This window comes from Kribbella sp. NPDC050241 (assembly GCF_044459685.1).
In the GTDB taxonomy this organism is placed as follows: Bacteria; Actinomycetota; Actinomycetes; order Propionibacteriales; family Kribbellaceae; genus Kribbella.
Genome location: NZ_JBITJE010000003.1, coordinates 518,378 through 540,344 on the forward strand (window position 1 = coordinate 518,378; position 21,967 = coordinate 540,344).

The window sequence follows — 21,967 nt, forward strand, 5'->3', positions numbered from 1 at the left end:
CCGGTCGCTCTCTACCTGCCCGTCAATCAGACCCAGGCGTGCAGGTCGGCCGCGTCCTTGGCCAGCTGCTCCGGGGAGTCGTCGGCGACGAACTCGAGGAGAGCGTTGATCTCGCGGGGCTCGGCGGCGAGGCGGTCCAGTACCGGGCGCCAGAGCGACTCACGGCCGGCGAGCGGGAGCCGGGTGTTCGACGGCCACCAGGAGAAGACGTGGACCGTGGTCAGCCACGGCATCAGGGCTTCGAGCTGGTCGAGGCACTGGGCGTCGTCCAGGTCGACCGGCGGCTGCCAGTACGTCTTGAGGTTGGGAGCCCCGACGTCGAGCAGCAGCGTGATGGTGGAGTCGACCTCGTCGGTAAGCGTGTTGCGGTGGAACTCCATCGCGATCTCGATCCCGGACGAGGCCGCCACATCGGCCAGCTCGGCCAGCCCGCGGGTCACCGCCATCCGGTCCCCCACGCCCGCTTGCGCCGTACCGACGTTGCCCGCCCAGACTCGGATCCGGGGCGCGCCGAGGGCCTCCGCGGTCGCGACCGCGGAGCGCATCTCCTCCCGGTCGATGCTGCCCGCACGCAGGTAGGAGCCGTACGCCGCGATCTCCAACCCGTGGACCTCGCACAGCGCCTTGACCCGCTTGGCGGTGACCAGATTGCCGAGCGGGACGTGCACGTCACCACCCCACTCGATCGCCGCGAGTCCGGCCTTCGCAGCCAGCCCCACCACCTCGTCGGCCGGCAACTGGCGGAACGTCACCGAGACCAGACCGGTCCTCACACCCACGCGTGCCTCCTCGTGTCCACCCCTCTATCCAACCGCATCGCACCAGCGGCTCCCCGGGGACAACGGGTACTGGACGCCCGCCCGTCTCACGTCATGAGCAAAGCAATTGGATGCGACTGTCGCGTGGGCATAGTCTGACGGCGTGCCAGAGCAGCGCAGAGGGTTCATCTACGGGTTCGCCGCCTACCTGATCTGGGGTCTGTTCCCGCTCTACTGGAAGCTGCTGGACCACTCCGGCGCGATCGAACTGCTGGCCCACCGGGTCCTGTGGTCGCTCGTGACGATCGCGATCCTGGTCGTCGTACTGCGGAAGTTCGGCCAGGTGAAGGCGTTGCTGCGAGAGCCTCGGCGCCGGTGGCCGTTGACCGTGGCCGCGTTCCTCATCTCGGTCAACTGGGGCACCTACATCTGGGCGGTGAACCACGGCCGGGTCGTGGAGACGTCGCTCGGGTACTTCATCACTCCGCTGTTCACCGTGCTGCTCGGCGTCGTGGTGCTGAAGGAGCGGTTGCGGGCACTGCAGTGGGTCGCGCTCTCGGTCGCCTTCGTCGCCGTCGCCGGGCTGACGATCGAGAACGGCCGACCACCGTGGGTCGCGATCATTCTCACCTTCTCGTTCGGGTTCTACGGGCTGACGAAGAAGCAGGCCGGCGCCGGCGCGATCGAGGGAATGGCGATCGAGTCCGCGACCGTGGCACCGCTCGCACTCGTGGCGGTCGTCGTACTCGGCGCGCAAGGCGAGTCGACGGTCACGCATCACGGCGCCGGCTATCTCACGCTGGTACTGCTGACCGGGCCGATCACCGCTGTACCGCTGCTGCTCTTCGGGGCGTCCGCGACCAGGGTGCCGATGACCACGCTGGGCCTGCTGAACTACATCGCGCCGATCATGCAGTTCGTCTGCGGCGTACTGGTGTTCCACGAGGAGATGTCACCGATGCGGTGGGCCGGGTTCGGGCTGGTCTGGCTGGCGCTGGTGATCTTCACCATCGACAGCATGAACCGGCGGCGCCGGACGATCGCGATCGAGCGCGCCGCGGTCACCGCCTCCGCGGTGTGACCATTCGCTTGACGACCGGGATTCAGGACATTTAGTATCCAGGTTATGAAGATGAACGAAGGCGTCGAGTGGGCGATGCACAGCTGCGTGAATCTCAGCTGGCTGCCCGGCGAGGCGGTCACCGCCAAGCGACTCGCCGCGTTCTACAACCTTCCCACGGCGTACCTGAACAAACAGCTCCAGGCGCTCACCCGGGCCGGCATCCTCACCTCGGTGTCCGGGCCGAAGGGCGGCTTCCAGCTGGCCCGCGACCCGCACAAGATCACCCTGCTCGACATCGTCGTCGCGATCGACGGGCCGGACGACGCGTTCCGCTGCACGCAGATCCTGAAACAGGGCCCGGGCGCCGATCCGAAGGCCGACTACACCAAGGTCTGCGTGGTCTCCCAGGCGATGCGCGCCGCGGAGCTGACCTATCGCCGTACGCTGGCCGGCCAGACCATCGCGGACATCGCCGAGCGGGTGGTGAGCACGTCTCCGGACGCTCCCGCCAGCACCCGGAACCGGTTCGCCAACCTCAAGTCCTGAACGTCACCCACCACCTCTCCGTCCAGACCCAGGAGTTGATTCTGGATGTCAAATATCCTGAATAAACCATTGATCCTGTCCCTGCTGATCCTCAGCTTCGGCCAGGGCAGCGCGTTCAGCACCATGTACGCCGCCGCGTCCACCGGCGTCGCCGCGGAACACCAGGGCATCGGCTCGGGGATGGCGTCGACCGGTCAGCAGATCGGGAACGCGGTCGGTCTCGCGATCCTCGTTGCCATCGCCAACCGCGGCACGGCCGGCCTGACCGGCGAGTCGCTGCGTACGGCGACCACCCACGGGCTCCGGCTCGCCGTCCTGCTGACCGCGGCCGGGGTCGTCGTCACCGCCGCGATCGCGCTGACCGGCCGGCGCCGGACGCCGGTCCTGGTCGATGCCATCAGCAACTGATTCCCCACCTATCGAAGGAGAAACTGTCATGAGCACCAACCAGCCCGTCCTGGTCCGCGCCGCCGAGGCCGAGGTCCTTCCCGCCGCCGGAGTCACCCTGTTCGCCGACGTCGCCGACACCGGCGGTCACCTGACCAGCCACCGTTCGATCCTCAGGCCCGGCAAGGACAGCGCTCCCCCGCACCAGCACCAGGAGGCGTCCGAACTGTTCTTCGTCCTCACCGGCAGCCTGCGTGTCTTGCTCGGCGGCGACCTCATCACCCTCGCCAAGGGCGACTTCCTCGTCGTACCGCCGAACACCCCGCACGCCTTCGAGGCGGCCGGCGACGAGAACACCGAGGTCTTCTTCGTCCTCACCCACGCGAAGCCGCGCTTCGACTACTACCGCCTCCTGGAACGCGTCTACCGCGGCGAAACCGACGCCGCCGAACTGGCTCAGACCAGCGACCTCTACGACAACCACTACATCGAAAGCCCGGTCTGGCAGACTCGCCAGTCATGATGTGGCCGATAGCGGGCACTGGGAACGGATGAGGCACGACTGGTTCCTGACCGCGGCCGAGCGGGGCAACCCTGCGACGGACATCGACGCCGACGGGGCCTGGATCGAGGGCAACCTGGTCCAGGCCCTGGTGCACGGCGCGACCTACTTCCGGCACCTGTACGACGAACTGCGCGCGCTGCGACCGGGCGACCGGGTGTACTTCACCGACTGGCGTGGCGATCCGGACGAGGTCCTGGTCGAGGGCGGTCCCGGCCTGGGTGCGACGCTCTGCGACCTGGCCCGCGCCGGAGTGGAGGTCCGGGCACTGCTGTGGCGGTCCCACTCGGACCACATGAACTTCAATTCGCAGGAGAACCAGCGGCTCGGCACCGAGCTGAACGAGGCCGGCGGGGAGGTGCTGCTCGATCAGCGTGTCCGTCGGTTGGCGTCGCACCACCAGAAGCTCTTCGTGATCCGGCATCGCGACGATCCGGCCTCGGACGTCGCCTTCGTCGGCGGCATCGATCTGTGTCACGGACGACGTGACGACGAACGGCATCTGGGTGATCCGCAGCCGGCGCCGATGGACGTGCGGTACGGATCCCGTCCACCCTGGCACGACGTCATGTTCGCGATCCGCGGTCCCGCCGTGGGTGATCTGCTGCGCTGCTTCGTCGAACGCTGGGACGATCCCCACCCGCTCGACCGTAGAACGCCGTACCGGATGGTGATCCAGCGGCTGGCGCGGATGCCTCGGCATCCGTCGAACCTGCCGGAGGCCTTCCCGGATCCGCCGCCGGCCGGGCCGCACGCCGTACAGGTGTTGCGGACATACGCGCACAAGCATCCGGCGTTCCCGTTCGCGCCGCGTGGGGAGCACAGTATCGCTCGTGGCTATCTGAAGGCGTTCGCGCGGGCACGGTCACTGATCTATGTGGAGGATCAGTACCTGTGGTCCACGGAGGTGACGCTGTGCCTACGGGAGGCGTTGGTGCGGTCTCCCGGGTTGCGGATCATCGCGGTTGTACCGCGGTATCCGGACCAGGACGGGCGGGTGAGTGGTCCGCCGGCCCGCTACGCGCAACTGGAGGCGATGCGGTTGCTGGAGTCGGATCGCGTGGCGATCTACAACCTGGAGAACGAGGCCGGCGTACCGATCTATGTGCACGCGAAGGTCTGCATCGTCGACGACCAGTGGTTGACGTGTGGGTCCGACAACTTCAACCGCCGGTCCTGGACGAACGACAGCGAGCTGACGTGTGCGGTCGACTCCGAGGACCTGGCCCGCTCGCTGCGGTCGGAGCTGTGGTCCGAGCATCTGGGCACCCACGACCCCGAGCTCGACCCGATCGCCGGCTTCGATCGGTGGCGCGAGACGGCCGCCACCCTGGACGACTGGCACTCAAATGGTTGCCTCGGGCCACGACCCGCGGGCCGCATCCGCCCGCACAACCCCCAGCCGGTTCCCCGCCTCCACTCCCCCTGGGCCCGCTGGTTCGCCCGCCACCTCTACGACCCCGACGGCCGTCCCCGCCGCCACCGCAACACCTTCTAGGCAAAGGTGACGACGAGCACCACGACGGCGAGGAGGGTGTCGAGGACGGCGCAGAACTCGGACATGGAGCGGGCGACTACTCGGTGGGTGCGGTGGTGGTAGGTGTCCCAGCCGGCGTGGATGAGGAGTCCGGCGGCTACGAGGACTCCGGCTACGGTTTGGTCCGCCCGTACCGCTATCAGGGCAACGGCGGCCAGCACCACCAGGGCTGCTGCCTGCAAGGGCAGGCCCCAGGGTGGGCGGAGGGCACCGCGGACGACGCCGTACACGGCTAGTACAGCAGCGAGGGCCAGCATGACCCAGGTTGCGTTGACGCCGTCGAAGTAGGACCCGAGTCCTACCGCGACGAAGCTGACGGCGAACATCGGCCAGGCAGCCTTCCGGCGTTGCAAGGCCGCGGCTCCCAGGTACAAGAACGCCGACGCCGTCACGATCGGCGCCACGTCGGCACCGCTCTCCATCCCCCACGCCGCGAACGCTGCCATCGCGACGCCTGCCACCGCAGGCCACCGCCGCAGCACCCACGGCCGCTCCACCTGCTCGACTGTGTCCACCAGCACCTCCCGGATCTCTGACCGACAGAGGACCACGCAGCCCTTTCAATCCGCTTTCGGCGCCGCCAAGACTCTTTCGGCGCCGCCATGACGCAGGAGCTGGAGGCCAGACCCCGCGGGCTGCGAGCGGTGTTCAGACGGAGCGGGTGACGACCAGGTCGCAGAGGGAGTCGAGGGCCTCGCGCGCGGGCCCTTCGGGGAGGTCGGCGAGGAGCTTGCGGGCGTCGGCCGCGCGGCGGCGTACGTCGTCCTCGGCCTGACGGAACGCCGGGTGCGCCTGCAGCAGCTCGAGGGTCTCAGTGAGCCGGGCGTCGTCGGAAAGATCGGAGTCGAGCAGCTCGAGCAGGCGAGCGTCGTCGGGCTGAGCGGGGTCGGCCTGCGCGCGGAAGATCAGCACCGGCAGCGTCGGCACGCCTTCGCGGAGATCGGTGCCTGGTGTTTTGCCGGACTGGTCGGACTCCGAGGCAATGTCGAGGATGTCGTCGGCCAACTGGAAGGCGACGCCGATCTCCTCGCCGAAGGCTCGCAGCGATTCCTGGACCTCCTCGGACGCACCGGCGTACCGGGCTCCGAACAGCGCCGAGGTCGCGATCAGCGAGCCAGTCTTGTCGGCGACCACCGACAGGTAGTGCGCCAGCGGATCCTGGCCCTCGCCGACCCCGAGGGTCTCGCGGATCTGGCCTTCGACCAGCCGGCCGAAGGTGCGGGCCTGGATCCGGACCGCCTCCGGGCCGAGATCGGCGACCAGGTCCGACGCCCGGGCGAACAGCCAGTCGCCGGACAGGATCGCGACCGAGTTGTCCCACCGTGCGTTCGCGGTGGACGAACCGCGCCGGAGCGCCGCCTCGTCCATCACGTCGTCGTGGTGCAGGGTCGCGACGTGGGTCAGCTCGACCACGGCCGCCGACTTGATCACCTCAGGGGCAGCGGGCGACGGACCGAACTCGGCGGCCAGCAGCACCAGCAGCGGCCGGAACCGCTTGCCGCCGGCAACCATGACGTGCTGCGCGGCCGCCGTCACGAACGGCGCCTCGGACTGGGTCGCGTCGTGCAGTTCCCGCTCGACCGACTCCAGGCCGTCGCGAACCCGGGATTCGAGCGCCTCGTCGGCGAACGCGAATCCCAGGCTCTCGGCCGGCAGCGGGGACGGACTCACCGGATGAACTCACCCGCTCGCGCCGCCAGGTCGAGCATCGGCCCGGGAACCAGGCCGAGGACCACCGTGGCGGCGAGACCGAGCGCGACCGCGCTCGTGGTCTGCCAGCCGGGCAGAGCCACGTCCGGCGCGTCGGCCGGGAGGTCGGAGAAGAACATCAGCACGATCACGCGGACGTAGAAGAACGCGGCGACCAGGCTGGCCAGCACCGCGACCACGACCAGCGGCCACGCGCCACCGGACCACGCCGCGCTGAAGACCGCCCACTTGCCGGTGAAGCCCGCGGTCAGCGGGATGCCGGCGAAGGAGAGCAGGAAGAAGGCGAAGATGCCGGCCAGCAGCGGCGACTTCTTGCCCAGTCCGGCCCATCGGGACAGGTGGGTGGCCTCGCCGCCCGCATCCCGCACCAGCGTGACGACGGCGAACGCGCCGACGGTCGGGAAGCCGTAGGAGACCAGGTAGAACAGCACCGCCTGGGTCGAGGTGATCCCGTTGTGTACGCCGTTCCCGACCTGCGCCAGCCCGACGAACGCGGTCAGCAGGAAGCCGGCGTGCGCGATCGACGAGTAGGCCAGCATCCGCTTCACGTCGGTCTGGGTGATGGCCACGATCGAACCGACCACCATGGTCAGGATCGCGACGATCCACATCATCGGAGCCCAGTCCCAGCGGGTGCCGCCGAGCGCCACGTAGAAGACCCGCATCAGCCCGATGAACGCGGCGATCTTGGTGCAGGCCGCCATGAACCCGGTGACCGGGGTCGGGGCGCCCTGGTACACGTCCGGGGTCCAGGCGTGGAACGGTACGGCGCCGACCTTGAACAGCATGCCGACAGCCACCAGACCGGTGCCGGCCAGCAGGATCGTGTCACCGCCGGTCTGCGTGGCCAGCGCGTCCGAGATCCCGCCCAGCGACATCGTGCCGGCGTACCCGTAGAGCAGCGCGATGCCGAACAGCAGGAACGCCGAGGAGAACGCACCGAGCAGGAAGTACTTCATCGCGGCTTCCTGCGAGATCAGCCGGCGACGACGCGCCAGGCCGCAGAGCAGGTACAGCGGCAGCGAGAACACCTCGAGCGCGACGAACAGCACCAGCAGGTCGTTGGCCGACGCGAACAGCATCATGCCGCCGACCGCGAACAGCGTCAGCGGGAAGATCTCGGTGTGCTCGACCTTGGCCGCGGTGCCCTCCCGCTCGGCCTCGGACCCCGGTACGGCGGCCGCCTGGCCGGCGAACGCGGACAGCCCACCGTCGACCGACCGCTCGGCGAACAGCAGCACGCTGATCAGCGTCAGCGCCAGCAGGATCAGCCAGGTGAACAGCGCCGGGCCGTCGACCGAGATCGCACCCTGCGCAGCGATCAGCTCCTTGTTGTCGTTCATCAGGAAGCCGGTCAGTACGCCGGACACGAGCACGGCGACCACCGTGATCGCCAGCTGCACCAGGTGCCGCAGCGGGCGAGGCAGGAACGCCTCCGCCAGTACGCCGACACACGCCGCACCGAAGACCACGAGCAGCGGCGACAGCTCGCTGTACTCGATCTTCGGCGCGGTGAAGTCCGCCAGCGGCAGGATGTGCGCGATCACTTCTGTCCCTCCGTCACGGGGATCTGCGGTGCCTTGTCGGTCACACCGACGTGCTGCATGGTCGACTCCACCGCCGGCTTGATGATGTCGACCACCGGCTTCGGGAAGATCCCGAGGCCGACGATCAGCACCATCAGCGGAGCGATCGCGAGCACCTCACGCACGTTCAGGTCCTTCAGCTTCTCGATCCCGTCGCGGACCGGCCCGGTCATCAGGCGTTGGTACATGAGCAGGATGTAGAGCGCGGCCAGCACGATACCGACCACCGCGATCACCGCGATCACCTTGTGCCGGCTGAACGTCCCGGCCAGCACCATGAACTCGGAGATGAACGGCGACATGCCGGGCAGCGCGAGGCTGGACAGGCCGGCGAACAGGAACGTGCCGGCCAGTACCGGTGCCACCTTCTCCACCCCGCCGTAGTCGGCGATCCGGGCCGATCCGCGCCGGGAGATCAGGTACCCGGCGACCAGGAACAGCGCGGCGGTGGAGAGACCGTGGTTGAACATGTACAACGTCGACCCGGTCAGGCCCTGCGACGTCAGCGCGAAGATACCCATCACGATGAAGCCGAAGTGCGAGATCGAGGTGTAGGCGATCAGCCGCTTGATGTCGGTCTGCCCGATCGCCAGCAGAGCGCCGTACAGGACCGAGATCAGCGCCAGCACCAGGACGACCGGGGTGGCCCACTCGGACGCGTTCGGGAACAGGCCCAGGCAGTACCGGATCATCCCGAAGGTGCCGATCTTGTCCAGGATGCCGACCAGCAGCACCGACGTACCCGGCGTCGCCTCACCGGCGGCGTCCGGCAGCCAGGTGTGGAACGGGACCATCGGCGCCTTCACCGCGAACGCGAACATGAAGCCGAGGAACAACCAGCGCTCGGTGTTCTGGCTCATGTCGAGCTTCATCATGTCGGACAGCAGGTACGACGGGGCGCCCTGCTTCGCCGAGACGACGTACAGACCGACCACCGACGCCAGCATCAGCAGACCGCCGAGCAGCGAGTACAGCAGGAACTTCACCGCGGCGTACGAGCGCTGCGGACCGCCGAAGCCACCGATCAGGAAGTACATCGGGATCAGTGTGGCCTCGAACAGCACGTAGAAGAGGAACACGTCGGTGGCGGCGAACACGCCGATCGACAGTGCCTCCAGGCCGAGGACCCAGGCGAAGAAGGCCTTCTCCGACCAGCGGCCGTTCTGCGCGTCGTTCCAGGAAGCGATCAGCACGACCGGCGTCAGCAGCGCGGTCAGCACCAGCAGGACGACGCTGACCCCGTCGAGGCCGAGCGCGTAATGCGCGCCGAAGGCCTTGATCCAGGTGTAGGTCTCGGCGTAGTCCTCGGCACCGTTGCGCTGGTAGCCGATCGCAACGATCGCGGTCAGCACCAGCGTGACGAGCGAGAAGCCGAGCGCGACCTGCTTGGCCAGCAGTGCCTTCGCGCTGGGCACGAGCATCGTCACTATCGCCCCGACGAACGGCAGGAGCAGTAACAGGGTCAACCAACCGATGTTCACGACAACCTCACCGCGAGGAGGGCGACGACCACGAGTGCGGCGCCGAAGACCATGCTGAGTGCGTACGAACGGACGAAGCCCGTCTGGACCCGGCGGAGCCGGCCGGACAGTCCACCGAACAGTGCGGCCAGCCCGTTCACCAAGCCGTCCACAACGCGGTTGTCGAACCAGACAAGCGTGCGGGTGAGGTACTGCCCCGGACGCATCAGGACCGCCTCGTTCAGCGCGTCGCCGTACAGGTCACGGCGGGCGAAGGTGGTGACCGGCGAGACCTTCACCGGTGCCAGGCGCGGGATGTCCCGGCGGAACAGCACAACACCGGTGGCAGCGCCGACGATCACGACCGCGAGGATGATCAGCGTCATCGCCAGCGCGCCGATCGGCGGTTCAGCCTCCTCGAACCCGGTGACCGGCGTCAGCCACTTGACGATCCAGTGACCGACGAAGTAGAGCGCACCGCCGACCAGCGAGAGGATCGCCAGGACGATCAGCGGACCGGTCATCACCTTCGGCGACTCGTGCGGATGCACGTCCTCCTCCCAGCGCTTCTCGCCGAAGAAGGTCATCATCATCAGCCGGGTCATGTAGAACGCGGTGATCCCGGCGCCGAGCAGCGCACACAGACCGACCACCGTGTTCTCCGCGAAGGCGACCTCGATGATGTGGTCCTTGCTGAAGAAGCCGGAGAACGGCGGGATGCCCAGGATCGCCAGGTAGCCGAAGGCGAACGTCACGTAGGTGACCCGCATGTACTTCCGCAGGGCGCCGTAGCGCCGCATGTTCACGTCGTCGTTCATGCCGTGCATCACCGAACCGGCGCCGAGGAACATGTCGGCCTTGAAGAAACCGTGCGTGAGCAGGTGGAAGATCGCGAAGACGTAGCCCACCGGACCGAGGCCGGCGGCAAGCATCATGTAGCCGATCTGGCTCATCGTGGAACCGGCCAGGACCTTCTTGATGTCGTCCTTGGCGCAACCGATGATCGCACCGACCAGGACGGTCACCGTGCCGACGACCACCACCGCGGTGGAGGCCGCGTCGGTCTGCTCGTAGATCGCGCTCGAGCGGACCACCAGGTAGACACCCGCGGTGACCATGGTCGCCGCGTGAATGAGGGCCGACACCGGGGTCGGGCCCTCCATCGCGTCCAGCAGCCAGGACTGCAGCGGCACCTGCGCGGACTTGCCGCAGGCCGCCAGCAGCAGCATCAGGCCGAGCAGCGTGGCCCAGGTGCTCGACAGCTTGTCCGCGCCGGCATTCACCGTGGCGAAGGCCGAGGAGCCGAACAGCGCCCACATGCTCATCACCGCGAGCGACAGCCCGATGTCACCGACCCGGTTCACCACGAACGCCTTCTTCGCGGCGACCGCGGCCGAGTTCTTGTACTGCCAGAACCCGATCAGCAGGTACGACGCCAGGCCGACGCCCTCCCAGCCGACGAACACCACCAGGTAGTCGGCCGCGAGGACCAGCAGCAACATCGAGGCGATGAACAGGTTCAGGTAGCCGAAGAACCGGCGCCTGCGCGCGTCGTGCTCCATGTAGCCGATCGAGTAGATGTGGATCAGCGAGCCCACACCGGTGATCAGCAGCACGAACAGGATCGACAGCGGGTCGATCAGCAGGCTGAACTCCACCTTGATGTTGCCGACCGAGAACCACTCGAACAGCCGGACCGTCTCGGACCGGTCGTCGCTGGGTTTGCCCTGCATCTGGACGAACAGCACGACGCCGAAGGCGAAGGCGATCAGCGGTGCCAGCGTGCCCAGCAGGTGACCCCATGCGTCGGTGGCCTTGCCACCCAGCAGCAGGATCGCCGCGGACACGGCCGGGACCGCGACCAGCAGCCACGTCAGCTCATGACTCATCGGTGCTTACCTCAGTACTTGAGCAGGTTGGCGTCGTCGACCGAGGCCGAGCGACGGGTGCGGAAGATGGCCATGATGATCGCCAGCCCGATCACGACCTCGGCCGCGGCCACCACCATCACGAAGAAGGCGGCGATCTGGCCGTCGAGGTTGCCGTGCTGGCGGGCGAAGCTGACGAACGCGAGGTTGGCCGCGTTCAGCATCAGCTCGACGCACATGAAGACGACGATGGCGTTGCGGCGCACCAGGACGCCGAGCGCCCCGATGCTGAACAGAATCGCCGCGAGCACGATGTACGGCTCGGTGCTCACAGTTTGTCCTCCTCGCCGTATCCGGACAGGTCCGTGCCTTCGAGTTCGGGCCGGACCTCGTCGCCTGCGTCGCGGTCGAGGACCTCGTCGATGTCCGCCCGCTCGTCGGCTTCGGGGAACACGGTGCCACGTGCCTGGAGCACGCGCGAAACCGAGGTCGGTGCGATCGACCCGTCGGGCAGCAGCGCCGGCGTGTCGACGGCGTTGTGCCGGGCCAGAACACCCGGGGTCGGCAGCGGACCCGGGTGGATCCCCTGCTCGGCGTACTTGCGGATCCGCTCCTCGGCGTGGTCGCGCTGGGTCCGCTTCTTGGTCAGCCGCTCGCGGTGCGCCAGCATCATCGCGCCCAGGGCCGCGGTGATCAGCAGCGCCGAGGTGACCTCGAAGGCGAACACGTACTTGCCGAACAGCAGTTGCGCGATGCCCTTCGGGTTGCCGTCCGGCTGCGCGTTCGCCAGCCCGACCGGGTTGCCGTACATCGCGTTGCCGACGGCCGCGACCAGCAGGACCGCGAAGCCGAGGAACGCCAGCCCGGCCAGCAGCCGCTGGCCGCGGATCGTCTCGACCAGGGAGTCGGACGCGTCCACACCGACCAGCATCAGCACGAACAGGAACAGCATCAGGATCGCGCCGGTGTAGACGATGATCTGTACCGCGAACAGGAACGGCGCGTCCTGGGCGGCGTACTGGACGGCCAGACAGATCATCACCGTCGCCAGCAGCAGCGCGGAGTGCACCGCCTTGCGGACCAGCACCATCGCGATCGCGGCCAGGACCATGACCGGGGCGAGCATCCAGAACGCGAACTGCCCGCCGGTGACCATGCCGATCATTTCGCGTCACCACTCTCGCCCGGTACGACGGAACCGGTCAGACCGAGGTAGTAGTCCTTCTCGGTGGCGCCCAGCTGCATGTCGTGCGGCGGCTCCTGCATGCCCGGCAGCATCGGTGCCAGCAGGTCCTTCTTCTCGTAGATGAGGGACTCGCGGCTGCGGTCGGCCAACTCGTACTCGTTGGTCATCGTGAGCGCCCGGGTCGGACAGGCCTCGATGCACAGCCCGCACAGGATGCAGCGCAGGTAGTTGATCTGGTACACCCGCCCGTACCGCTCGCCCGGGGAGAACCGGCCACCGTCGGTGTTGTCCGCGCCCTCGACATAGATCGCGTCCGCCGGGCAGGCCCAGGCGCACAGCTCACAGCCGATGCACTTCTCCAGGCCGTCCGGCCAGCGGTTCAGCTGGTGCCGGCCGTGGAAGCGTGGCGCGGTCGGCTTCTTCTCGAACGGGTACTGCTCGGTGAACACCCCGCGGAACATCGTCCGGAAGGTGACCCCGAACCCGGCTACCGGGTCCCAGATGGACTCTTTGACACTAGCCACGGTGGGCTTCCTCGCTTCGGCTCGGAGTCTTGACGAGCGGTGGTGGCACCGGGAACCCGCCGGCGAAGGCGTCGAAGTCCTTGCCGTCGTCGTCCTCGGTCTTGTCGGTCTTGGGCTTCTGCGGGACTGCCAGCGAGATCAGCGCCAGCAGTACGGCGATGCCGGCCGCGACCAGCAGCCAGGTGCGCGGCGTGGACGCCTCGCGGCCGACCGCGCGGACGGTGGCGACCAGCAGGATCCAGCCCAGCGACACCGGGATCAGGATCTTCCAGCCCAGCTTCATGAACTGGTCGTAGCGCAGCCGCGGCAGTGTTCCGCGCAGCCAGATGTAGAAGAAGATGAAGCACATCATCTTGCCGACGAACCACAGCACCGGCCAGAAGCCGGAGTTCGCGCCGTCCCAGATCGAGATCGGCCACGGTGCCCGCCAGCCGCCCAGGAACAGCGTGGTGGCCAGCGCCGACACGGTCGCCATGTTGATGTACTCGGCCAGGAAGAACATCGCGTACTTCATCGAGGAGTACTCGGTCAGGAAGCCGGCCACCAGCTCGCCCTCGGCCTCCGGCAGGTCGAACGGCGCGCGGTTCGTCTCGCCGATCATCGAGACCACGTAGATCACGAACGACGGGAACAGCAGGAACGCGTACCAGCCCGGGATCGGGATGTCCGCGCCGAACAGGTTGACCGACTGGTGCGAGCCCTGCGCCGCGACGATCTCCGAGGTGGACATCGATCCGGCGAACAGGAACACCGTCACCAGCGCGAGGCCCATGCCGACCTCGTAGGAGATCATCTGCGCGCTGGACCGCAGGCCACCGAGCAGCGAGTACGTCGAGTTGGACGACCAGCCGCCGAGCACGATGCCGTAGATGCCGATCGAGGCGACCGCCATCACGTACAGCACCGAGACCGGCAGGTCGGTGATCTGCAACCGGGTGTAGGTGTCGGTGAAGGGGATCTTCACCGTCGGCCCGAACGGGATCACCGCGAAGGTCAGGAAGGCCGGGATCGACACGATCACCGGGGCCGCGACGAAGACGAACCTGTCCACGCCCTTCGGCATCAGGTCTTCCTTGAACATCAACTTCATACCGTCGGCGAGCGACTGCAGCAGGCCCTGCGGGCCGTGCACGTTCGGCCCGATCCGTTGCTGCATCCGGGCCACCACCCGGCGCTCCCACCAGATGTTGAACAGCGTCAGTACGACGAGGAAGACGAAGACCAGCAGCACCTTGAGGCCCACGACCCACCACTCGTCGTGACCGACCCCGGCGTCCGGCACCGCGAGCGGGATGTTCATGCGTTCCCTCCGGCGATCGTCACGATCGAGCCATGGTCTGCGTGCAGCGACCGGCGTACATGGGAGTCGGCCGAGTTGGTCGGCAGCCAGACCACGTTGTCGGGCATCGGAGTGACCACGACCGGCAGCCGGATCGACCCGGCGTCCGTACTCACCACCAGCTCGTCGCCGTCGGCGACACCGACCCGGCGCGCCGTGGTGAGCGAGATCCGGGCGACCGGCGTACGGGCGGTGGCCGTCAGGTGCGGCTCACCGTCGTTCGCGCGGCTGTCGTCGATCAGCATCCGCCAGGTCGCGAGCCGGGTGGAGTCGAACGCGCCGAGCGACGGACCGGCCTGGTACGTCGGCTCCTGCGCGCGGTCACCGTCCCAGCGGCCGAGCTCGTCGTACTCCTTCTTCGCGCCGGCCGGAGTGCTGAACCCGAGCGACCGGTCCATCTCCTGCGCCAGCGCCGCCAGCGCCCGGACGTCGGGCATCGCGGCCGCGACCTTCAGTACCACCGGGAACGACCGCTCGCGGCCCTCCCAGTTGACGAAGGTGCCGTCCTTCTCCGCCGGCGGAACCACCGGGAAGACGACGTCGGCGTACTCGGTCACCTGCGACTTGCGCACCTCGAAGCTGAGCACGAACGGCGCAGCCTCCAGTGCGGCCAGCGCCGCGGCCGGGTCGGGCAGGTCGTCGATCTCGACCCCCGCGACCACCAGCGCGTCCAGCGATTCCGCTGCCGCGAGGATCTCGGTCAGGTCCTTGCCTACCGTCGACGGCAGGCTGTCCACACCCCACGCGGCCTGCAGGTCGACCCGCGCCTGCGGGTCGGTCACCAGCCGGCCACCGGGCAGCAGCCCCGGGAGGCAACCGGCCTCGAGGGCAGCCCGGTCACCCGCACGCCGCGGGATCCAGGCCAGCTGCGCGCCCGTGTCGAGCGCCAGCCGCAGTGCGGTCGAGTAGCCACCCGGAACGCCGGCCAGCCGCTCGCCCACGATGATGATCGAGTCGGAACCCAGCGCGGCCCGCGCAGCGGCTCCGGCCTCGCCCGCACTGCCGAGGTCGGCCAGTAGGGCGGCCTCCGTGCCGGGCGATGCCTGGACGACCACACCGTCGAGCTTCTCGACTCCGCGGGACGCGTACGCCGCCACGCTGAAGACCTTGGTGCCACGCGCCCGGACGCCCTTGCGCAGCCGCAGGAACACGGCCGGCGCTTCCTCCTCGGGCTCGAACCCGACGAGCAGCACCGATCCGGCCTTCTCCAGGTCGGAGAACGTCGTACCGAGGCCGGTGCCGGCGACCGCGGCGGCGAGGAAGTCCACTTCCTCCACGGAGTGCGGCCGGGACCGGAAGTCGATGTCGTTCGTGCCGAGGACGACGCGCGCGAACTTCGAGTACGCGTAGGAGTCCTCGAGGGTCAGCCGGCCACCGGTCAGCACCGCCGCGTTGCCGCGGGCCGCCGTCAGCTTCTCGCCCGCGAAGGTCAGCGCCTCCGGCCAGGACGCCGGCCGCAGCTCGCCGTCCTCGCGGATCATCGGGTGGGTCAGCCGGTCACCGGTGGTGGCGTAGTTGAACGCGAACCGGTCCTTGTCGGAGATCCACTCCTCGTTGACCTCGGGGTCGTCGCCGGCCAGCCGGCGCATCACCTTGCCGCGCCGGTAGTCGACCCGGATCGCCGCACCGGACGAGTCGTGCTCGGCCACCGACGGCACCGACACGAGGTCGAACGGCCGGGACCGGAACCGGTACGCCGCGCTGGTCAGCGCACCCACCGGGCAGATCTGGATGGTGTTGCCGGAGAAGTAGCTCTCGAACGGCTCCTTCTCGTAGATGCCGACCTGCTGCAGCGCACCGCGCTCGACCAGCGCGATGAACGGGTCACCGGCGATCTGCTCGGAGAACCGGGTGCAGCGCGCACACAGCACGCAGCGCTCGCGGTCCAGCAGCACCTCGGCCGAGATGTTGATCGGCTTGGGGTAGGTCCGCTTGATCTCGTGGAACCGCGACTCGCCGTACCCGTTGCTCATCGCCTGGTTCTGCAGCGGGCACTCGCCGCCCTTGTCGCAGACCGGGCAGTCCAGCGGGTGGTTGATCAGCAGGAACTCCATGTTCCCGTGCTGCGCCTTGTTCGCCACCGGCGAGCTCACCTGGGTGCGGACCACCATGCCGTCGGCGACGGTGATCGTGCAGGAGGCCTGCGGCTTCGGCATCCCGCGGCCGTTGCCGGCATCGGTGATCTCGACCAGGCACTGGCGGCAGGCGCCGACCGGGTCGAGCAGCGGGTGGTCGCAGAACCGCGGGATCTGGATCCCGATCTGCTCCGCCGCCCGGATCAGCAGGGTGTTCTTGGGAACCTTCACCTCGATGTCGTCGATGGTGACGGTGATCAGATCGGTCCGCTCCACCTCCGACCCGGCCGGTGGGTTCGCTTGGATCGTCATGCGCTTGCTCCAGCGGTAGCGAAGACTGTGCTTGCCATCGGGTCGAACGGGCAGCCGCCGTTCTCGAAGTGCGCCAGGTACTCGTCCTTGAAGTGCTGGATCGAGCTGGTGATCGGCGCGGTCGCTCCATCGGCCAGCGCGCAGAACGCCCGGCCGGTGATGTTCTCGCACAGGTCGAGAAGCGTGGCCAGGTCGTCCTTGCTGCCCTTGCCGTGCTCCAGCCGCTCGAGGATCTGCACCAGCCACCAGGTGCCCTCGCGGCACGGCGTGCACTTGCCGCAGGACTCGTGCTTGTAGAACTCGGTCCAGCGCAGCACCGAGCGCACCACGCAGGTCGTCTCGTCGAAGATCTGCAGCGCCTTGGTGCCGAGCATCGAGCCGGCTGCGCCGACGCCCTCGTAGTCCAGCGGGATGTCGAGATGCTCGGCGGTCAGCAGCGGCGTGGACGAACCACCCGGCGTCCAGAACTTCAGCTCGTGGCCCTCCCGGACCCCGCCGGCCAGGTCGATCAGTTGCCGCAGCGTGATGCCCATCGGCGCCTCGTACTGACCCGGGCGGGTGACGTGCCCGGACAGCGAGTACAGCGTCATGCCCTTGGACTTCTCGGTGCCCATCGAGGAGAACCAGTCGGCGCCGTTCTTGATGATGACGGGAACCGATGCGATCGACTCGACGTTGTTGATGACAGTGGGGCTTCCGTACAGACCGGCCACGGCCGGGAAGGGGGGACGCAGCCGAGGTTGACCGCGACGACCTTCCAGCGAGTCGAGCAGCGCCGTCTCCTCGCCGCAGATGTAGGCGCCGGCGCCGGCGTGCACGATCACGTCCAGGTCGTAGCCGGTGCCGAGGATGTCGGTGCCGATGAAGCCGGCTTCCTTTGCCTCGGCGACCGCCTGCTGCAACCGGCGGACGACGTGCAGCACCTCACCGCGGACGTAGATGAACGCGACCGACGCGCGGATCGCGTAGGACGCGATGATGACGCCCTCGACCAGCGTGTGCGGCGAGGCGAGCATCAGCGGGATGTCCTTGCAGGTGCCCGGCTCGGACTCGTCCGCGTTCACCACCAGGTACTTCGGCTTCGGGTTGTCCTGCGGGATGAACGACCACTTCATGCCGGTCGGGAAGCCCGCGCCACCACGGCCGCGCAGTCCGGAGTCCTTGACGGCGTTCACCACGTCGGCCGGCTGCATCCGCAGCGCGGTACGCAGAGCGTCGTACCCGCCGGACCGCTGGTACGACGCAAGTTGCCAGGAACGGATCTGGTCCCAGTTGTCGGACAGTACCGGGGTCAGCATGGTCAGTCCTCCTTCTGGGTGTCGGCACCCTGCGTACCACCAGGGGCGGTCCAGTTGCGTTCGCGGGCCAGGCGGAGGCCGGCCAATGTCGCCTTGCCGCCGGTCGGGCCCTCGTCGGCGCGGCCGTCGGGGAAGCCGGCCAGCACGCGCTCGGCTTCCTTCCAGGTGCAGATCGTCGCGCCGCGCGGGGACTTCACCTCGTTGCCCTCACGCAGGTCGTCGACCAGCTGGGTGGCCGACTCCGGCGTCATGTCGTCGAAGAACTCCCAGTTCACCATCATCACCGGCGCGTAGTCGCAAGCGGCGTTGCACTCCAGGTGCTCGAGGGTGATCTTGCCGTCCTCGGTGGTCTCGTCGTTGCCGACGTCGAGGTGCTGCTTGAGCCGGTCGAAGATCACGTCGCCGCCCATCACGGCGCACAGCGTGTTGGTGCAGACCCCGACGTGGTAGTCACCGACCGGGCGGCGCTTGTACATCGTGTAGAAGGTCGCCACCGCGGACACCTCGGCACCGGTCAGCCCGAGGATCTCGGCGCACACCTCGATGCCCTCCGGGGTGACCCGGCCCTCGACCGACTGCACCAGGTGCAGCATCGGCAGCAGCGCGGACCGGCCGACCGGGTACCGGGCGGCCAGCTCGCGCATCTCCGCGATCGTGGTGTCGGTGATCTTCGAGTCACCGGTGCTGTACGGCACCGGGACGTCGGTCGCAGTCGCGTGATTCTCGGCCATCTATCGGTCCACTCCACCCATCACCGGGTCAAGGCTGGCGACGGCGACGATCACGTCGGCGACCTGTGCGCCCTCGCACATGATCGGCATCGCCTGCAGGTTTGCGAAGGACGGGTCACGGAAGTGCGCCCGGTACGGCTTGGTACCGCCGTCGGAGACCAGGTGGCAGCCCAGTTCGCCGCGCGGCGACTCCAGCGCCACATAGGCCTGGCCGGCCGGCACCCGGAAGCCCTCGGTGACCAGCTTGAAGTGATGGATCAGCGCTTCCATCGACTCGCCCATGATGTGCTTGATGTGGTCGAGCGAGTTGCCCATCCCGTCGGTGCCGACGGCCAGCTGGCTCGGCCAGCCGATCTTCTTGTCGGCCACCATCACCGGCTCGCCCTCCATCTTGGCCAGCCGGTCGGCGCACTGCTCGACGATCTTCAGCGACTCGTGCATCTCCTGCAGCCGGACGCGGAACCGCCCGTAGGAGTCCGAGGAGTCCCAGGTCGGTACGTCGAAGTCGTACGTCTCGTAACCGCAGTACGGCTGGGTCTTGCGCAGGTCCAGCGCGTACCCGGTCGAGCGCACCGGCGGACCGGAGATGCCCAGCGCCATGCAGCCGGCCAGATCCAGGTAGCCGACGTTCTGCAGCCGGGCCTTGAAGATCGGGTTCGCGTTGCACAGCTCGGCGTACTCGGGCAGGTGCTTGTTCATCCAGGTGATGTACTCGCGGATCTTGTCCAGCGCTCCCGGCGGCAGGTCCTGGGCGACACCGCCCGGCCGGATGAACGCGTGGTTCATCCGCAGGCCGGTGATCAGCTCGAACAGGTCCAGCGTCATCTCGCGCTCGCGGAAGCCGATCGTCATCACTGTCAGCGCGCCGATCTCCATGCCACCGGTGGCGATGCAGACCAGGTGGCTCGAGATCCGGTTGAGCTCCATCAGGAGCACCCGCATCACGTTGGCCTTCTCCGGGATCTGGTCCTCGATCCCGAGCAGCCGCTCGACCGCGAGGCTGTAGGCCGCCTCGTTGTAGAACGGCGACAGGTAGTCCATCCGGGTGCAGAACGTGACGCCCTGCACCCAGGAGCGGAACTCCATGTTCTTCTCGATGCCGGTGTGCAGGTAGCCGATGCCGCAGCGGGCCTCGGTCACCGTCTCGCCCTCGAGCTCGAGGATGAGCCGGAGCACGCCGTGGGTCGACGGGTGCTGCGGGCCCATGTTGACGACGACGCGCTCCTCGGGCTCGTCACCGAGGCCGGCGACGACCGAGTCCCAGTCCTGACCGGTGACGGTGAAGACCTTGCCCTCGGTGGTGTCGCGAGTGGTCGCGTACGGGTCTGACTGTGTCGATTCTGTCTGGGTCATCAGTTGTACGACCTCCGCGTGTCGGGCGGCGGGATGACCGCGCCCTTGTACTCGACGTCGATCCCGCCGAGCGGGTAGTCCTTGCGCTGCGGGTGTCCGGGCCAGTCGTCCGGCATCTGGATCCTGGTCAGCGCCGGGTGCCCGTCGAAGATGATGCCGAAGAAGTCCCAGGTCTCCCGCTCGTGCCAGTCGTTGGCCGGGTAGACCGAGACGACCGACGGGATGTGCGGGTCGGCGTCCGGGCAGGAGACCTCCAGCCGGATCCGCCGGTTGTGCGTGATCGACAGCAGGTGGTAGACCGCGTGCAGCTCGCGGCCGGTCTCGTTCGGGTAGTGCACGCCGCTGACGCCGGAGCAGAACTCGAACCGGAGCGCCTCGTCGTCGCGCAGGTGCCGGCAGACCTCGACCAGGTCCTCGCGCTTGATGTGCAGGGTCAGTTCGTTGCGGTCGACCACGACCTTCTCGATCGCGGCGTCGCCGACCAGGCCCTGCAGGCGCTCGGTCGCGCCGTCGAACCAGGAGCCGTACGGCTTCGGCGTACCGCCCGGCAGTGCGACCTGGCGGCGCAGACCGCCGAAGCCGGAGGTGTCACCGGTGCCGCGGACACCGAACATGCCCTCGCGCTGGTCCACCACCTCGGCCGCCGGAGTCTGAGCGTCCCCGGCCGCGGACGTCGCCGGAAGGTTCTCCGGTTGCGTGTCACTCACCGAAGCAGCCCCTTCATCTCGATCGTCGGCGAGGCAGCCAGTGCGGCGACCTCCCGCTCCTGCAGCTCCGCCCGCTTGTTCGCGCCGAGCTTGCTGTGCTGGATGTCGTCGTGCAGCTTGAGGAACGCGTCCAGCAGCATCTCCGGCCGCGGCGGGCAGCCGGGCAGATACATGTCGACCGGTACGACGTGGTCCACGCCCTGCACGATCGCGTAGTTGTTGAACATGCCGCCGGACGACGCGCAGACACCCATCGCCAGCACCCACTTCGGGTTCGGCATCTGGTCGTAGATCTGGCGCAGTACCGGGGCCATCTTCTGGCTCACCCGGCCGGCCACGATCATCAGGTCGGCCTGCCGCGGCGACGCCCGGAAGACCTCCATCCCGAACCGGGCCGCGTCGTAGCGCGGCGCACCGGTGGTCATCATCTCGATCGCGCAGCAGGCCAGCCCGAAGGTCGCCGGCCACAACGAGGCCTTGCGCATGTAGCCGGACAGGCCCTCGATCGTGGTCAGCAGTACGCCGGCCGGAAGCTGTTCCTCAACACCCATAGCTCAGTCCCACTCCAGTCCGCCGCGCCGCCACACGTAGGCGTACGCGATGAAGACGGTGACGATGAAGATGACCATCTCGACCAACCCGAACAGCGCCATCTGGTCGAAGGCGACCGCCCACGGGTAGAGGAAGATGATCTCGATGTCGAACACGATGAAGAGCATCGCGGTGATGTAGTACTTCACCGGGAAGCGCCCGCCACCGACCGGCTGCGGGGTCGGCTCGATCCCGCACTCGTAGGAGTCGAGCTTGGCCCGGTTGTAGCGCTTGGGTCCGACCAGCGCGCTCGTCACCAGCGTGCCCGCCACGAAGATCGCCGCGAGTACACCGAGAACGAGGATCGGTACGTAAGGGTGCATCGGTCTCGTGCTCCCTCTCCTTCAGCCGGTGGTCTGTCTTTTTCTGTCTGT

Annotated in this window: 22 protein-coding genes; 5 read left to right on the forward strand and 17 right to left on the reverse strand. The window is 68.1% G+C overall.

All coding sequences use genetic code 11. The annotated features are described in order from the left end of the window. Window positions 1–26 precede the first annotated feature (26 nt). On the reverse strand, window positions 27–779 hold the full coding sequence (locus ACIBG5_RS17160; RefSeq protein ID WP_360450396.1) for a TIM barrel protein: 753 nt from the start codon (window positions 777–779) through the stop codon (window positions 27–29). Between the two features lie 142 nt (window positions 780–921). Here ACIBG5_RS17160 and rarD point away from each other — a divergent pair, with 142 nt between their 5' ends. The 5 genes from rarD to ACIBG5_RS17185 are packed head-to-tail and all read left to right on the forward strand — an operon-like array spanning window position 922 to window position 4,814. Then, a complete protein-coding gene (gene rarD / locus ACIBG5_RS17165) occupies window positions 922–1,839 on the forward strand; it encodes an EamA family transporter RarD (protein WP_396392470.1) in 918 nt (305 codons plus the stop codon). A 45-nt stretch (window positions 1,840–1,884) separates the two neighbouring features. Beyond that, window positions 1,885–2,367 (forward strand): RrF2 family transcriptional regulator, encoded by a 483-nt coding sequence (locus ACIBG5_RS17170; protein WP_396392471.1) that lies wholly within the window; start codon window positions 1,885–1,887, stop codon window positions 2,365–2,367. A 45-nt stretch (window positions 2,368–2,412) separates the two neighbouring features. After that, the gene (locus tag ACIBG5_RS17175) at window positions 2,413–2,775 is read left to right on the forward strand and encodes a hypothetical protein (RefSeq protein ID WP_396392472.1); all 363 of its coding nucleotides are present in this window, start codon (window positions 2,413–2,415) and stop codon (window positions 2,773–2,775) included. Window positions 2,776–2,803: 28 nt separating this feature from the next. Further along, window positions 2,804–3,277 (forward strand): cupin domain-containing protein, encoded by a 474-nt coding sequence (locus ACIBG5_RS17180; protein WP_396392473.1) that lies wholly within the window; start codon window positions 2,804–2,806, stop codon window positions 3,275–3,277. A 28-nt stretch (window positions 3,278–3,305) separates the two neighbouring features. Next, window positions 3,306–4,814: a phospholipase D family protein gene (locus ACIBG5_RS17185; RefSeq protein WP_396392474.1), complete on the forward strand. Its 1,509-nt coding sequence runs from the start codon at window positions 3,306–3,308 to the stop codon at window positions 4,812–4,814. On the opposite strand, the gene ACIBG5_RS17190 is transcribed toward ACIBG5_RS17185, so the two are convergent. The 16 genes from ACIBG5_RS17190 to ACIBG5_RS17265 form a co-directional block, all read right to left on the reverse strand. Continuing rightward, window positions 4,811–5,368, reverse strand: coding sequence for a hypothetical protein (locus ACIBG5_RS17190; RefSeq protein ID WP_396392475.1), 558 nt, complete (start codon window positions 5,366–5,368; stop codon window positions 4,811–4,813). The genes ACIBG5_RS17185 and ACIBG5_RS17190 overlap by 4 nt on opposite strands. Before the next feature lie 133 nt (window positions 5,369–5,501). After that, window positions 5,502–6,524: a polyprenyl synthetase family protein gene (locus ACIBG5_RS17195; protein WP_393380610.1), complete on the reverse strand. Its 1,023-nt coding sequence runs from the start codon at window positions 6,522–6,524 to the stop codon at window positions 5,502–5,504. Beyond that, window positions 6,521–8,107 carry an NADH-quinone oxidoreductase subunit NuoN gene (nuoN, locus tag ACIBG5_RS17200; RefSeq protein WP_396392998.1) on the reverse strand — a complete coding sequence of 529 codons (1,587 nt, stop codon included), beginning with the start codon at window positions 8,105–8,107 and terminating at the stop codon, window positions 6,521–6,523. The genes ACIBG5_RS17195 and nuoN overlap by 4 nt, the downstream gene beginning before the upstream one ends. After that, window positions 8,107–9,630, reverse strand: coding sequence for an NADH-quinone oxidoreductase subunit M (locus ACIBG5_RS17205; RefSeq protein WP_396392476.1), 1,524 nt, complete (start codon window positions 9,628–9,630; stop codon window positions 8,107–8,109). Before ACIBG5_RS17205 ends, nuoN begins: the two co-directional genes overlap by 1 nt. After that, a complete protein-coding gene (nuoL, locus tag ACIBG5_RS17210; RefSeq protein WP_396392477.1) occupies window positions 9,627–11,498 on the reverse strand; it encodes an NADH-quinone oxidoreductase subunit L in 1,872 nt (623 codons plus the stop codon). The genes ACIBG5_RS17205 and nuoL overlap by 4 nt, the downstream gene beginning before the upstream one ends. Before the next feature lie 11 nt (window positions 11,499–11,509). Then, window positions 11,510–11,809 (reverse strand): NADH-quinone oxidoreductase subunit NuoK, encoded by a 300-nt coding sequence (nuoK, locus tag ACIBG5_RS17215; protein WP_132411663.1) that lies wholly within the window; start codon window positions 11,807–11,809, stop codon window positions 11,510–11,512. After that, window positions 11,806–12,642, reverse strand: coding sequence for an NADH-quinone oxidoreductase subunit J (locus ACIBG5_RS17220; RefSeq protein WP_396392478.1), 837 nt, complete (start codon window positions 12,640–12,642; stop codon window positions 11,806–11,808). The genes nuoK and ACIBG5_RS17220 overlap by 4 nt, the downstream gene beginning before the upstream one ends. Beyond that, the gene (gene nuoI, locus ACIBG5_RS17225) at window positions 12,639–13,187 is read right to left on the reverse strand and encodes an NADH-quinone oxidoreductase subunit NuoI (protein ID WP_396392479.1); all 549 of its coding nucleotides are present in this window, start codon (window positions 13,185–13,187) and stop codon (window positions 12,639–12,641) included. The genes ACIBG5_RS17220 and nuoI overlap by 4 nt, the downstream gene beginning before the upstream one ends. Next, a complete protein-coding gene (nuoH, locus tag ACIBG5_RS17230) occupies window positions 13,180–14,487 on the reverse strand; it encodes an NADH-quinone oxidoreductase subunit NuoH (RefSeq protein WP_396392480.1) in 1,308 nt (435 codons plus the stop codon). Before nuoH ends, nuoI begins: the two co-directional genes overlap by 8 nt. Continuing rightward, entirely contained in the window at window positions 14,484–16,913 is a 2,430-nt protein-coding gene (locus ACIBG5_RS17235) for an NADH-quinone oxidoreductase subunit G (RefSeq protein ID WP_396392481.1), read from the reverse strand. Before ACIBG5_RS17235 ends, nuoH begins: the two co-directional genes overlap by 4 nt. Then, complete coding sequence (gene nuoF / locus ACIBG5_RS17240; protein ID WP_202867532.1) at window positions 16,910–18,211, reverse strand: NADH-quinone oxidoreductase subunit NuoF; 1,302 nt, start codon at window positions 18,209–18,211, stop codon at window positions 16,910–16,912. Before nuoF ends, ACIBG5_RS17235 begins: the two co-directional genes overlap by 4 nt. Before the next feature lie 2 nt (window positions 18,212–18,213). Then, a complete protein-coding gene (gene nuoE, locus ACIBG5_RS17245) occupies window positions 18,214–18,942 on the reverse strand; it encodes an NADH-quinone oxidoreductase subunit NuoE (RefSeq protein ID WP_396392482.1) in 729 nt (242 codons plus the stop codon). Then, window positions 18,943–20,295 carry an NADH-quinone oxidoreductase subunit D gene (locus tag ACIBG5_RS17250; RefSeq protein WP_396392483.1) on the reverse strand — a complete coding sequence of 451 codons (1,353 nt, stop codon included), beginning with the start codon at window positions 20,293–20,295 and terminating at the stop codon, window positions 18,943–18,945. It abuts the gene before it with no gap. Next, on the reverse strand, window positions 20,295–21,002 hold the full coding sequence (locus tag ACIBG5_RS17255) for an NADH-quinone oxidoreductase subunit C (RefSeq protein ID WP_360450350.1): 708 nt from the start codon (window positions 21,000–21,002) through the stop codon (window positions 20,295–20,297). Before ACIBG5_RS17255 ends, ACIBG5_RS17250 begins: the two co-directional genes overlap by 1 nt. Continuing rightward, on the reverse strand, window positions 20,999–21,553 hold the full coding sequence (locus ACIBG5_RS17260) for an NADH-quinone oxidoreductase subunit B family protein (RefSeq protein ID WP_131360293.1): 555 nt from the start codon (window positions 21,551–21,553) through the stop codon (window positions 20,999–21,001). The genes ACIBG5_RS17255 and ACIBG5_RS17260 overlap by 4 nt, the downstream gene beginning before the upstream one ends. A gap of 3 nt (window positions 21,554–21,556) precedes the next feature. Then, entirely contained in the window at window positions 21,557–21,916 is a 360-nt protein-coding gene (locus ACIBG5_RS17265) for an NADH-quinone oxidoreductase subunit A (protein WP_360450344.1), read from the reverse strand. Window positions 21,917–21,967: the final 51 nt, after the last annotated feature.

Coding starts and splice junctions, on each gene's coding strand:
- ACIBG5_RS17265 (WP_360450344.1), bottom strand. CDS start 21,916: ATGCACCCTTACGTACCGATCCTCGTTCTCGGTGTACTCGCGGCGATC.
- ACIBG5_RS17175 (WP_396392472.1), top strand. CDS start 2,413: ATGTCAAATATCCTGAATAAACCATTGATCCTGTCCCTGCTGATCCTC.
- nuoE (WP_396392482.1), bottom strand. CDS start 18,942: ATGGCCGAGAATCACGCGACTGCGACCGACGTCCCGGTGCCGTACAGC.
- nuoF (WP_202867532.1), bottom strand. CDS start 18,211: ATGCTGACCCCGGTACTGTCCGACAACTGGGACCAGATCCGTTCCTGG.
- ACIBG5_RS17235 (WP_396392481.1), bottom strand. CDS start 16,913: ATGACGATCCAAGCGAACCCACCGGCCGGGTCGGAGGTGGAGCGGACC.
- ACIBG5_RS17260 (WP_131360293.1), bottom strand. CDS start 21,553: ATGGGTGTTGAGGAACAGCTTCCGGCCGGCGTACTGCTGACCACGATC.
- ACIBG5_RS17170 (WP_396392471.1), top strand. CDS start 1,885: ATGAAGATGAACGAAGGCGTCGAGTGGGCGATGCACAGCTGCGTGAAT.
- ACIBG5_RS17185 (WP_396392474.1), top strand. CDS start 3,306: ATGAGGCACGACTGGTTCCTGACCGCGGCCGAGCGGGGCAACCCTGCG.
- ACIBG5_RS17250 (WP_396392483.1), bottom strand. CDS start 20,295: ATGACCCAGACAGAATCGACACAGTCAGACCCGTACGCGACCACTCGC.
- ACIBG5_RS17180 (WP_396392473.1), top strand. CDS start 2,804: ATGAGCACCAACCAGCCCGTCCTGGTCCGCGCCGCCGAGGCCGAGGTC.
- nuoH (WP_396392480.1), bottom strand. CDS start 14,487: ATGAACATCCCGCTCGCGGTGCCGGACGCCGGGGTCGGTCACGACGAG.
- nuoL (WP_396392477.1), bottom strand. CDS start 11,498: ATGAGTCATGAGCTGACGTGGCTGCTGGTCGCGGTCCCGGCCGTGTCC.
- ACIBG5_RS17220 (WP_396392478.1), bottom strand. CDS start 12,642: ATGATCGGCATGGTCACCGGCGGGCAGTTCGCGTTCTGGATGCTCGCC.